The organism is Marinobacter panjinensis (genome assembly GCF_005298175.1).
Classification (GTDB): Bacteria; Pseudomonadota; Gammaproteobacteria; order Pseudomonadales; family Oleiphilaceae; genus Marinobacter; species Marinobacter panjinensis.
In genome coordinates, this window is the sequence record NZ_SZYH01000001.1 from 3,318,322 (window position 1) to 3,329,441 (window position 11,120).

11 protein-coding genes are annotated in these 11,120 nt (G+C 56.6%); 6 read left to right on the plus strand and 5 right to left on the minus strand.

Features of this window, described 5'->3' with window-relative positions; translation table 11 throughout:
* Window positions 1-10 precede the first annotated feature (10 nt).
* Window positions 11-400, plus strand: coding sequence for a RidA family protein (locus tag FDP08_RS15180; RefSeq protein ID WP_137436964.1), 390 nt, complete (start codon window positions 11-13; stop codon window positions 398-400).
* A gap of 37 nt (window positions 401-437) precedes the next feature.
* Here FDP08_RS15180 and FDP08_RS15185 read toward each other — a convergent pair whose 3' ends face one another.
* Window positions 438-1,538 carry an oxidoreductase gene (locus FDP08_RS15185; RefSeq protein ID WP_137436965.1) on the minus strand — a complete coding sequence of 367 codons (1,101 nt, stop codon included), beginning with the start codon at window positions 1,536-1,538 and terminating at the stop codon, window positions 438-440.
* Window positions 1,539-1,706: 168 nt separating this feature from the next.
* Between FDP08_RS15185 and FDP08_RS15190 the strand changes: the two genes are divergently transcribed.
* The 5 genes from FDP08_RS15190 (at window position 1,707) to FDP08_RS15210 (ending at window position 8,869) form a co-directional block, all read left to right on the plus strand.
* Window positions 1,707-1,916 carry a DUF3565 domain-containing protein gene (locus FDP08_RS15190; protein WP_137436966.1) on the plus strand — a complete coding sequence of 70 codons (210 nt, stop codon included), beginning with the start codon at window positions 1,707-1,709 and terminating at the stop codon, window positions 1,914-1,916.
* A 657-nt stretch (window positions 1,917-2,573) separates the two neighbouring features.
* Window positions 2,574-4,685, plus strand: a complete 2,112-nt coding sequence (locus FDP08_RS15195) for a putative bifunctional diguanylate cyclase/phosphodiesterase (protein ID WP_170979043.1) — start codon at window positions 2,574-2,576, stop codon at window positions 4,683-4,685.
* 74 nt (window positions 4,686-4,759) lie between these two features.
* Complete coding sequence (locus FDP08_RS15200) at window positions 4,760-7,483, plus strand: EAL domain-containing protein (protein WP_137436968.1); 2,724 nt, start codon at window positions 4,760-4,762, stop codon at window positions 7,481-7,483.
* Window positions 7,480-8,247 (plus strand): FkbM family methyltransferase, encoded by a 768-nt coding sequence (locus FDP08_RS15205; protein ID WP_206077298.1) that lies wholly within the window; start codon window positions 7,480-7,482, stop codon window positions 8,245-8,247. Before FDP08_RS15200 ends, FDP08_RS15205 begins: the two co-directional genes overlap by 4 nt.
* Window positions 8,248-8,329: 82 nt before the next feature.
* On the plus strand, window positions 8,330-8,869 hold the full coding sequence (locus tag FDP08_RS15210) for a cytochrome b (protein ID WP_137436969.1): 540 nt from the start codon (window positions 8,330-8,332) through the stop codon (window positions 8,867-8,869).
* Window positions 8,870-8,877: 8 nt separating this feature from the next.
* Here the strand turns inward: FDP08_RS15210 and FDP08_RS15215 are convergent, their stop codons facing one another.
* The 4 genes from FDP08_RS15215 to fdh3B all read right to left on the minus strand — a co-directional run bounded on the left by FDP08_RS15215 (window position 8,878) and on the right by fdh3B (window position 11,113).
* The gene (locus tag FDP08_RS15215) at window positions 8,878-9,132 is read right to left on the minus strand and encodes a sulfurtransferase TusA family protein (RefSeq protein ID WP_137436970.1); all 255 of its coding nucleotides are present in this window, start codon (window positions 9,130-9,132) and stop codon (window positions 8,878-8,880) included.
* The gene (locus FDP08_RS20590; RefSeq protein ID WP_257791961.1) at window positions 9,125-9,250 is read right to left on the minus strand and encodes a hypothetical protein; all 126 of its coding nucleotides are present in this window, start codon (window positions 9,248-9,250) and stop codon (window positions 9,125-9,127) included. Before FDP08_RS20590 ends, FDP08_RS15215 begins: the two co-directional genes overlap by 8 nt.
* A complete protein-coding gene (locus tag FDP08_RS15220) occupies window positions 9,247-10,419 on the minus strand; it encodes a formate dehydrogenase subunit gamma (protein ID WP_137436971.1) in 1,173 nt (390 codons plus the stop codon). Before FDP08_RS15220 ends, FDP08_RS20590 begins: the two co-directional genes overlap by 4 nt.
* Window positions 10,420-10,504: 85 nt before the next feature.
* Window positions 10,505-11,113 carry a formate dehydrogenase FDH3 subunit beta gene (gene fdh3B / locus FDP08_RS15225; RefSeq protein WP_099617849.1) on the minus strand — a complete coding sequence of 203 codons (609 nt, stop codon included), beginning with the start codon at window positions 11,111-11,113 and terminating at the stop codon, window positions 10,505-10,507.
* Window positions 11,114-11,120: the final 7 nt, after the last annotated feature.

An 11,120-nucleotide genomic window follows, 5' to 3' on the forward strand; every position in this document is an offset into this window, starting at 1 on the left:
AGAACTGCCGATGACCACAGCGCCCGTCATTACACCGATAGCCACTGATCTGCCACGCTCGAAGGCGCCGCTGGAATGGGCAGTCAGCGCCAATGGCATCCTGTTCACCGCCCAGATCCCTATTGACGCGAGTGGTCAGGTGGTCGCTGGCGGAATTGAAGCCCAGGCCCGGCAAACCATGGCCAATCTGGAACACACGCTGCAGTGCGCGGGCGTGGGTATGGCGGGCCTGACCCAGGCGCTGATCTATGTGACCGATAGGGAGCATCTGGCGGCAGTCAACCAGGTTTACGCGGAGTACGTCGGTGAACCCTATCCTAATCGTGCCGCGATCATTGTCTCCGGCTTTGCCAGGCCGGAGATGCTGGTGGAAATCGTGGCTTATGCTGCCGTGTCTTGATAGGCGGGCACCGCCAATGTGGCGGTCGCCCTCGCTATCAGTGGTTTCTGCTCTCGCGCCAGGCCAGTTCATTGGTGATGGTGGCCTTGGGTTGTAGCATTCCGAAGTCCAGATCGGCAATGTCCTTGCCGTCCTTGAGGCGCTGCACAAAATCCGGATTGGCCAGCGCTTTTTTGCCTACTGCCAGCAAGGCGCCAGGGAACTGGTTGGCCACGTCCTGCAAGTTGGTTTCTTCAATACCACCATTTATGATCAGCTCGATGCCCTGCACATCGGCCGCAACACTGGCCAGGCTTTGGTCACCACTGATGAAGTGCTGTCTATTAACATCTCCGTCGGTTGTGTGGACGAAGTCCGCACCGGCATCACGAACTGCCTGGACAATCTGGCGGAAGCCTGCCGCACCTTCTGGCAACTGATAGTCGGGGTCTGTCACGGTACCCTGAGAAAGTCGAATCCCCACGGGGTAGTTATCGCCAACAGCGTTCCGCACGGCCTGAACAACTTCCACCGTCAGGCGTAAGCGGTTCTCCAGAGAGCCGCCATAGTTGTGCTCCCGCGTATTGAAATACGTGCTCAGGAACTGGTTAAGCAGATAACCGTTGGCACCGTGAATCTCGATACCGTCGAAGCCAGCGGCTTTGGCGTTCGCGGCGGATTGGGCGAAGCCGTCAATAGCTGACCGGATATCGGCATCAGTCATGACGCTGGGTGTCTGCCAGACCGTTTGATCTCCGTAAAAACCAAGTGGAGCACCTTTTGGGGTAACCTCGCTCGGGCCCAATGGCTGGTCGGTATAGCGGTTGGCCTGAAACTGGGCGCCGGCGTGCATGAGCTGAACAAACATCTTGCTGCCGGCTGCATGAACACGGTTAACAATTGTTGTCCAGGCTTCAACCTGGGAGTCATTGATGATACCTGGCTGGTTTGCATACCCTTGGCTGGCGTTGTCGTCAGTGTAGGTGCCCTCAGTGATCACCAGGCCGAAACCACCTTTGGCGTAGCCCTCGTAATGGTCTGCCATAAGAGTATTTGGCGTGCCATCGGCCTCTGCGCTGGTGCGCGTCATCGGGGCCAGAGCAAACCGGTTCGGCACTTCAATGGAATGGAAACTGACAGGCTGCATTGCGTCGCTCATTGGAACCCCTTACTTTGTTGTGAAGCTATGAGGGTGCATTGTCCGTGGGACAAGAAAATTCTTAAAGCGAAGATAATCGACCTAGCCCGTCAGTATTTTTGAATGAGTGCTCATGGGGCTATTTTTCCTGAAGCATCGGAATTCCGGTATAGGTTATAGACTGGACGTATGAAACAACCCATCACCGGCTACCATAAAGACGATGAAGACCACTGGGTCGCCCAGTTGGCATGTGGCCACAATCAGCATGTGCGCCATACACCACCGTGGGTGAATCGCCCCTGGGTCACTACGGCAGATGGCCGGGAGTCAATGCTGGGGTTTGAGCTCGATTGCAGGAAATGTGAAGAGGGTGCGCCGCCGGATGGCAGGCCCTGAGCGTTTGGGGCAGGCGGTTATACTGTTTTCCCGATTGCCAGCAGGTCTGCCCTACATAAAAAACGGCCTGCGCTGAGAGCGAGGCCGGTGGAAAAAGGCTCTGGAGGGGGGCCATAGCCATCTTGCCAAAGCGGGGCCATTAACGGCCCCGGCTTACCGAAAGCCGAAAAAGGAAAGAATTGCCAAAACAATAACTACGGCGCCGACAATATATACGATTCTGTTCATGGGTAGGTCCTTTGCTTCTGAATCCTGAAATCTGGTTGCGCCTTCATCCTTGCGGCGCCTGATGTAACGTCCTGTTCAGGCTGTTCCTGTTCCATCGCCTCATCCAGGTTCAGAATGGGCTTTTGGTTTTGTCTGGTCTGTTCGCTGTCGCACTGAGTGCGAAGAAAGATGAAAGCGGTGAGCACCATTGAAAGTCTGTTACCGCACAGATGGAAGTCCACTAGGGCGGATAAAGTATATTTAACGAACACACATTCAGGACTTCTAGTACCGTAAGGGTCTTTGCGTAAGCACTCTCCGGCGTCTCGCTACCGGGTTTGGCATCGACCGGGCGACAAGTAGCGCTCAGAAGCTCTGATCTTCCTGAAGAGCATGGTGCGGCTGCGCAGATTAGCCACCGCCCACCTATCATGGAGGAGGCCTGTCGCTATGAAGCTGGCCCAATTTATCCAGACAGAAACGGAGCAACTGCTCGAAGACTGGGAAGAAGCCGCGCTAGACATAGCTCCGGAACTAAAGGGCGAAGGCAGACCTGCCCTGAGGGATCATGCCCGCTCGATGCTGGCGTTCATCTCCCGGGACCTCGTTACCTCCCAGACCAGTAAGGAGTCGGCCAGCAAGGCCCTTGGCAAGGGCGGGGGCTCTGTTTCGGACTCCGGAGGAGAGCATGGCACAGACCGTCTCAATCAGGGTCTGTCCGTGCTTCAGGTGGTGCAGGAGCTCCGGGCCCTGAGGGCCCGGGTTACCAAGTCCTGGAGCGATAAGCAGAGAGGCCTCACCGAAAAAGACATCGATGAATTGGTGCGGTTCAACGAAGCCATCGATCAGTTGATTGCCAACTCGGTGTCCAGCTACTCCGCGTGCAAAGATCAGGAAACACGCCTGATCGAAACCATACTGAAAGCCTCCCTTGATCCTGCCGCCATATTCGATCCCGCTGGCAAGATCCTGTTTACCAACAAGGCGATGGCCGATCTGATCAATGCGCCGCAGCGGGAGATTATTGGCAAAACCCCTCTTGAGCTGGGTCTGGAATTTGCCGCGGAGTTTCACGACGAAATAACCAAAACCGCTACTACCTGTGAGATGCAGCGCAGGGAATTTCATCACCGCTTACCTTCAGGCCGTGAGTTGTATTTTGACTGCCAGTTTGTGCCGGTCCTTAACGACCAGAACGAGGTTGAAGCTGTCGTCAAAACGTCGCGGGACATCACCGAACGCAAGCAGACTGAGTATCAGGCCTGGCGAAACGCCAATTACGATTTGCTCACCGGCCTACCCAATCGGCGACTGTTTCTTGATCGGCTTGAGCAGAACCTGTTGGAGGCTGAACGAAGGGGCAGCTCCTTTGCATTGCTGTTTATCGACCTGGACCACTTCAAGCAAGCCAACGACCAACTCGGCCACGAGCCTGGTGACCGGCTTCTGTCGCAGGTGGCTGAACGGGTAAGTACCGATGTCCGGGCCATGGACACCGTGGCCCGTCTCGGCGGAGACGAATTTACCCTGATCCTGAAGGAGACTGGCAGGGAGGGTGCGAAACAAGCCGCCAAGGCGCTTCTGACCGGTCTCGAACGGCCGTTTGATGTTGATTCCCACCGGATACACATTTCCGGCAGCATTGGCCTGACTGTTTTTCCCGATGATGCCAAGGATATCGACCAGCTGATGCACAATGCCGACCAGGCCATGTACGCTGCCAAAGAGCGTGGAGGTCAGCAGGTTCAGGTTTACCAGCCCTGGATGGCGCAGAGTGAATCAGAGCACATGCGATTAAGCAGGGAACTGGATCATGCCCTCAGGGAGAACCAACTGGAACTCTACTATCAGCCTATAATCGACGTCGGCACTGGCGCCATATCCGGCGCAGAAGCTTTGCTCCGCTGGAATCATCCGTACAGGGGGCTGTTGGCACCGGCTGCCTTTCTCAGCCTCACGAAACAAAGCGGCACGACGGACAGCATCAACGCCTATGTACTGGAACAGGCGGTGACCTGCTCACTCCGGTGGCGCGATCCGAGTGATGAGGCCTTTCCGATCAGCATTAACGAGTCACCGGCTTCCTTTCTTACCCGAACCCTTGTGGACGAATGGCGAGCGCGACTAACACGAGCTGGTCTTGATGATAGCCGCATTACTCTGGAGCTGACGCCAGCCTCCCTCAACAACATTCGTGCTTCCGGTTTCAATCCAATCGAGAGCTTTAGTCGGGCCGGTTTGCGGCTGAAGCTGGCAATCGACGATTTTGGAATGGAACCCTTCTCCCTGTGGGCTATTCAGGAGTTCAGGATGGACAGTGTCAAGGTGAGCAGGGAGTTGGTCAATGACGCTGGCAAGGGTGGCAATGCCGACCGCATACTGGAGGCGATCATCTCTATGGCTCACGCGATAAATGTCGAGGTGGTTGCAGTGGGCGTTGAAAAGGACGAGCAACTGGACTTTCTCTCCCGTGCCGGCTGTGACTATGCCCAGGGCTTCCTGTTCTCCCGGCCCTTATGCACGGAGGATTTCGAGTCATTGCTGAGCCGGCACCGCCAGTAGAAGCTGTCTTAGATGCGCCCGGCCCAAGATGGGGTTACCGGAGGCTTACTTCCGAATAAAGGGAACTCCATGAAATGACCCAAAGGACCCTTGCAAACAACGTGGCACGGCTCATTCGGTTGAGTGTGGTACTCGTCGTCCTCCCGGCAGCGTTTGTCGGTGTAGTTGCGGGCAGGCTGACAGGACAGCGTTCGAATCGCCAACTGAAGACCAGGAGAGACGTTCGCCACGAGGATGCGTTGCGCACACGCGAGGCGGAATTCCGGACGCTGGTCGAAACCATGCCGCAAATCGTTTGGGTCACCCGCCCCGATGGCCGCCACATCGATTTCAATCAGCACTGGCTGGATTATACCGGGCTGACGCTTGAAGAGAGTCTTGGGCACGGCTGGAATCCGCCGTTCCACCCGGAGGACCGCGGGCTTGCGGCGGAACGTTGGCTGCAAGCGATTAACAGTGGCGAACCCTATGAGATTGAATACCGGCTACGTCGGTGGGATGGGGTTTATCACTGGATGCTCGGCAGGGCACTGCCAATGCGAGATGCTGAGGGCAACATCATTAAATGGTTTGGCACTTGCACGGACATTGACGACCTGAAGCGGACGCAGGAACGCCTGGATGAGGCCCAGCGCGTTGGAAGGATCGGGGATTGGGAATACAACGTCGTCACCGAAGAGACCACCTGGTCACCGGAAGTTTACAGGATATTCGGAAGAGACACCCGGCTTGGCTCCCCGCGAACCTTCCATGACAGCGCAGCTCTCTTTGATGCTGAAAGCGTAGTTCTTTTGAAGGAAATGATAAGCCAGGGAGTCGCTTCGGGCGAAACTCAGCGAATTGACCTTCGCACAAAGGGAGGCGGCGGTAAGGAGTCTTATGTCCAGACAGTTGCAGTGCCAAGGAAGGGTGATAGTGGCGAGGTGGTAGGCCTCTTCGGTACGGTTCAGGATATTTCTGAACGAAAAAAGGCCGAACTGGCGCTGCATGCCAGGGCTCAGCAACAACTGCTCGCCGCCGCGCTTGGGCGGTATGCTTTGTCGGCCGCGAGTCTTGATGAGGTGTATGCGGAAGCGGCGGCGACAATCACGAAGGGTCTGAAGGTGGAGTTCAGCAACGTCCTGCTGCTGAACGGGCCTCAACAACCCCTGGTTCTGAAGGCCGGTATCGGATGGGAACCCGGCTGGATCGGTCGCCAGGTGGCGGACCCAATGGAGCAGACACAAACCTATCGTGTTCTTGCGTCCCGCGAACCGGTCATCATTCATGATTTCAGTAACGATTCGCGATTCACTCCGTCCGAACTTCTTACATCCCATGGTGTTGTCAGTGGTGTCGATGTACTGGTTGGCGGAACTGAAAAGCCTGTTGGTGTGCTGGGCGCCTACACCAGCACGCCCCGTAAGTTCTCAACCGATGATGTCGGTTTTCTGCAAGGGGTTGCCAATGTCCTTGGTGCGGCAGCCGAGCGCCAGCGGGCTAACGACCAGCTCAGCCACATGGCCCTTCATGATCCGCTCACCGACTTGCCAAATCGTCTGCTTTTAACCGATCGGCTCAACGTAGCGCTGTCGCACGCCCAGCGGCATGATCAACAGGTCGCGGTGCTTTTCCTGGACCTCGACCGGTTCAAGCATGTGAATGACGTATTCGGGCATGCCCTGGGCGACCATGTTCTTCATGACGTGGCGAAGCGCCTCTCCCACTGTGTGCGCTCCGAGGATACGGTGAGCCGGCAAGGGGGCGACGAGTTTATCGTGGCACTGACGGACATAGACGACGAAAAGGACGCCGCACTCATTGCCGATAAAGTTCTCGCTGCCATTACCTCTCCCTTTCTTCTGGAGGGTACTGAAATTATCCTGGGTGTCAGTATCGGGATTGCGTGTTTCCCCCGTGATGGACAGGATGCAGAAACATTGCTGCGTAATGCCGATGCGGCAATGTACGTTGCCAAGGATCTGGGCCGTAACCGTTACCAGTTTTACGCACCTGAGATGAACATGCGAGGGTTGGATCGTTTAACCCTTGAAAGCGACCTGCATCGTGCCATTGAACGTAATGAGCTGTTTCTTATGTATCAGCCACAGCTTGACCTCAACACCGGGAATGTTGTCGGTCTGGAAGCATTGGTTCGATGGCAGCACCCCTCCCGTGGACTAATATCCCCCGGTCAGTTTATCCCGATTGCCGAGATCTGTGGCCTGATCACCCCGGTGGGAAACTGGGTGCTGGAGTCGGCCTGCCACCAGCATGTTCGCTGGGTGTCTCAGGGGCTGATAAAAGGGACTATGGCGGTGAACATTTCCGCACATCAATTCCGACAGGCTGATTTTTGTGATCGGGTAAGCGATGTGCTTTTGCGTACAGGACTGGAGCCCGATCTACTGGAGCTGGAGGTCACGGAAAGCGTGGTCATGCATGGCATTGACCAGGTTCTGCACAAACTCAACGTACTTCGTGGATTGGGGGTCACGCTTGCCATTGACGACTTCGGAACCGGCTATTCAAGCCTGAGTTACCTGAAGCAGTTCCCGCTCCATCGCTTAAAGATAGATCAATCATTCACCTGCGGACTACCCGCTGACCTGGAAAGCAGCGCGATTGCCGAAGCGATCATCCAGATGGGACACAGTCTGGGACTCGACGTACTGGCCGAGGGAATTGAGACCAGGGCGCAGGTAACCAATCTCCAATCCCTTGGCTGTGATGCAGGGCAGGGCTTTCTGTACGCCAGGCCGCTGTCGGTCGAGGAGTGCGGGGACTACCTTCTTGCGGCCGTAGGCGACAGGAGGTGACCTCGCGCGTTGCCATTACCGATCAACTGAACCGCAGTCTGGGACTGCTACGTTCCCTGGTCATATATCGACGCCCCGGGCGCCAGAAGTCTCTACGCCGACTCTACAGTGAATTCGTCCGGCCCGGGGATCTGGTATTCGACATCGGCGCTCATCTGGGGGACCGCAGCTCCGCGTTTGCCGCGCTGGGGGCGCGGGTGGTGGCGCTGGAGCCGCAGCCACAATTGCTGCGCTGGCTGCGGCGGCTGACGCGGCATCAACCTGAAATAGTGTGCCTGCCACTGGCGGCGGGACGGGCCCCGGGCAACGCCGAACTGGCGCTGAGCTTGCGCAATCCCACCGTGGCGTCAATGGACAGCCGCTGGCGCGAACACCTGCGTACAACTACTGCCGGTTTCCGGCATGTGCGCTGGGAGGACTCGGTTACCGTGACGATCACTACCCTGGACGAGCTGATACGGCAGTATGGTCAGCCCAGCTTCTGCAAGATCGATGTGGAAGGCTTTGAGGTGGAAGTGCTGGCGGGACTGAGCCAGTCACTGCCGGCACTGTCCTTCGAATTCGTGGACGGTACCCTGGGTCAGGCCCTGCGATGCCTGGAGGAGCTCGAGCGGCTGGGCCGGCACGAGTTCAATGTTATTGCCGGCGAGCAACGCCGGTTTATATGGTCTTCATGGCAGGATCCGGAGTCGCTCAGGCAATGGCTTGATGCGGGAGCTGAGGGAATTGCTTCAGGGGATATCTATGCCCGGCTCGTCGCCTGATAACTGCTCTTGCGGAATACGCGAATAAATTCGATGATGGATTCAGCACCGAAGCGATAGGGAATAACGTGGAGGGGAAAGCATGCCGCAGATTCAGAAATACCCCGCAGGCTGGCGGGTGCTGCATTGGGTAATGGCGCTGATGGTTCTGACGTTGATACCCGTCGGGCTCTGGATGGCTTCGCGCGCGGAAGCAGAGATCTGGGGGACGCTGACGAACACGCTGTACAGTGTGCACAAAGCCATCGGCTTCAGCGTGCTGTTACTGATGATCCTGCGAATCGTGGTGAAAGTTCGGGTCAAGAGCCCGCCATACCCGGATGAGATGCCACGCACATTGCAGATTGCCGCCAGGACCGTCCATAACCTGATGTATGTACTGCTGGTGATAACGCCGTTGTTCGGCTGGGCCGGTGTGACTGCCTTTCCGGCGCTAGGCATAGTGGGCGATTACAAACTGCCAGCCATGCCTTTTGTACCGGAGGACGAAGAACTGGCTTCCCGCCTGTTTTATATACATGGATGGCTCGCCATAACCCTGGGTGTATTGATTGCTGGTCATATCGCGGCAGCCTTGCGCCATTTGTTGAGCAAAGACGGTATTTTTCAACGGATGGTTTAATGTGACGACTACGCCAGGCGGATCCTGTAACGGAGAACGCCGGCGTCCTCTTCGCGCACCCATTCAATCCTGTGGCCGGTCAGCTCACACAGTACCTGCAGATCCCGGCGGCCACTGGGGTCATCGGCCAGGAAGTCGACCTGTGTGCCGCTGGGTAAATGTTGAGTGCGTTTTTTAAAACGCAGAATGGGAAGCGGGCACACCAGGCCGACAGCGTCGACCAGGTGTACCTCCTCGTGTGCTTCTGATTGATGATCAGTCAAGCCGCACGCTCTCACTGCGGTATTGCTCGGCTGAAGACCACCCGAACTGATCAAGAGCGACCGGGGCGAGGGCGGCGATCACCAGGGCTGCGACAAATCCCAAAATCATGACTTTCACGGTGATTCTCCCTTGCCTTGTTTGGCCTGACGCTCTTCTACCCACAGATCGTGGTGTTGGCGAGCCCACGCCAGGTCAACCTGACCGTCACCCATGGCATCGTACGCGCCTTCCATACCAACCGTACCGATATAGATGTGTGCGATGATGGCCAGCATCATCAGGAACGCCACAATCGAGTGCCAGATGTTGGACAACTGCATCTCTTCATGAGGTGCCAGGGCTGTCGGGAAATCGGTTCCCAGGACACTGTTCATGACCTCAAAGGTTGAGGCAAACATCGGCATTTCAAACGGAAACAGCAGCGACAGGCCTGACAGGGACACTGAAAAACCCAGAACCATGACTGTCCAGAAGATGATCTTCTGGCCCGCATTAAATTTCTTTGCCGAAGGGTGGGACTTGGTAAAAATACCTCCGCCTGCCTTGAGCCACTGCCAGTCCAGTTTATTGGGAATGTTGTGCGCCACCCACATGACGAACGTCAACACCAGGCCCAGCATAAAGGCCCAGGCAATGTTGTTGTGAAGCCACTTGGCACCGATAGCCAGAGGGGAAAAGGCTTCTTTTCCTATCACAGGGATCAGGAAACTGCGCCCCATCAGGGTGAGCAGCCCCGTCAGAGCCAGCGCAATGAACGAGCCGGCCAACAACCAGTGGCCAAATCGTTCGATGGCCTTGAATCGCTCAATCTTGGTGCCTGAAGGGCCACCGTCAATCTCGATCCTGCCTCGAATAAAGTAGAAAATCACCAGCAGCAACAGGAAGCCCAGGATTGCGCCACCGCCATAGGTGATGACCGGTCCTCTCCGTAACTCATACCAGGGCATGCCTCCGTCCTGGATCAGGACGTCGACTGCGGGGCCCCGAACCTGGGTGTCGGTTTCAATCTCGTCGTAGCGAACGCCTCGCCAGCTGTCAGCCTGAGAACGTCCTCCGAGAGTGCCCAGTGGTTCATCGATGGGCGCCGCGTTGGCAGGATCACCCAGATTTTCGGACCGGAAGGACTCGTCAATATTCAACTGCTTCTGACGAGCCATGATGTCTTCCAGGGTTTGAGCACCCCCGGTACTTGTCCGATCAACCTCGGGGGCTTCTTGTGCCCAGCCAGGGTTGAGGAACAGTGTCGCCAATACGAGGATGGCGGCACCGAATATTTTAACGTTCATGAGAGCACTCCAGCGGAATGAACAAAAAGAATCCATTGCCTCAATGAATTCCGGGGCGCAGAGGCCCCGGAATTATCAGGTAGGCTTAAGCGCCCTTCTTCTCGTAGGCTGTGCCCCATCCCCAGGCGCCGGAACCGAAACCCCGGTTCACCACGCGTTGGCGATAGATGTCCGCCACCTCGTTGCCGTCACCGGCCAACAGGGCTTTGGTTGAACACATTTCCGCACAGATCGGCAGCTTGCCCTCGGCAATACGGTTGCGACCGTATTTGGAGAACTCGGCCGTGGAGTTGTCTTCTTCAGGACCACCTGCACAGAAGGTGCATTTGTCCATCTTGCCCCGGCTGCCGAAGTTGCCCGCTTGCGGGAACTGGGGCGCGCCGAAGGGGCAGGCATAGAAGCAGTATCCACACCCGATGCACAGATCCTTGGAGTGCAATACGATGCCGTCTTCGGTCTGGTAGAAGCAATCCACCGGACAGACGGCCATACAGGGCGCGTCTGAACAGTGCATGCAAGCTACCGAGATCGAACGCTCGCCAGGCTTACCATCTTCGATGGTCACCACACGTCGACGATTGATGCCCCAGGGGACCTCATGTTCATTCTTACAGGCTGTCACGCAGGCATTACATTCAATGCAGCGTTCGGCATCGCAAAGAAACTTTGCTCGTGCTTGTCCTTCAAGTGCCATGTTGTAC

Bases quoted from the DNA above. Each gene is read 5' to 3' on its own strand.
- FDP08_RS15200 (WP_137436968.1), top strand. From the start codon at position 4,760: ATGACCCAAAGGACCCTTGCAAACAACGTGGCACGGCTCATTCGGTTG.
- FDP08_RS15210 (WP_137436969.1), top strand. From the start codon at position 8,330: ATGCCGCAGATTCAGAAATACCCCGCAGGCTGGCGGGTGCTGCATTGG.
- FDP08_RS15220 (WP_137436971.1), bottom strand. From the start codon at position 10,419: ATGAACGTTAAAATATTCGGTGCCGCCATCCTCGTATTGGCGACACTG.
- fdh3B (WP_099617849.1), bottom strand. From the start codon at position 11,113: ATGGCACTTGAAGGACAAGCACGAGCAAAGTTTCTTTGCGATGCCGAA.
- FDP08_RS15185 (WP_137436965.1), bottom strand. From the start codon at position 1,538: ATGAGCGACGCAATGCAGCCTGTCAGTTTCCATTCCATTGAAGTGCCG.
- FDP08_RS15195 (WP_170979043.1), top strand. From the start codon at position 2,574: ATGAAGCTGGCCCAATTTATCCAGACAGAAACGGAGCAACTGCTCGAA.
- FDP08_RS15190 (WP_137436966.1), top strand. From the start codon at position 1,707: ATGAAACAACCCATCACCGGCTACCATAAAGACGATGAAGACCACTGG.
- FDP08_RS15180 (WP_137436964.1), top strand. From the start codon at position 11: ATGACCACAGCGCCCGTCATTACACCGATAGCCACTGATCTGCCACGC.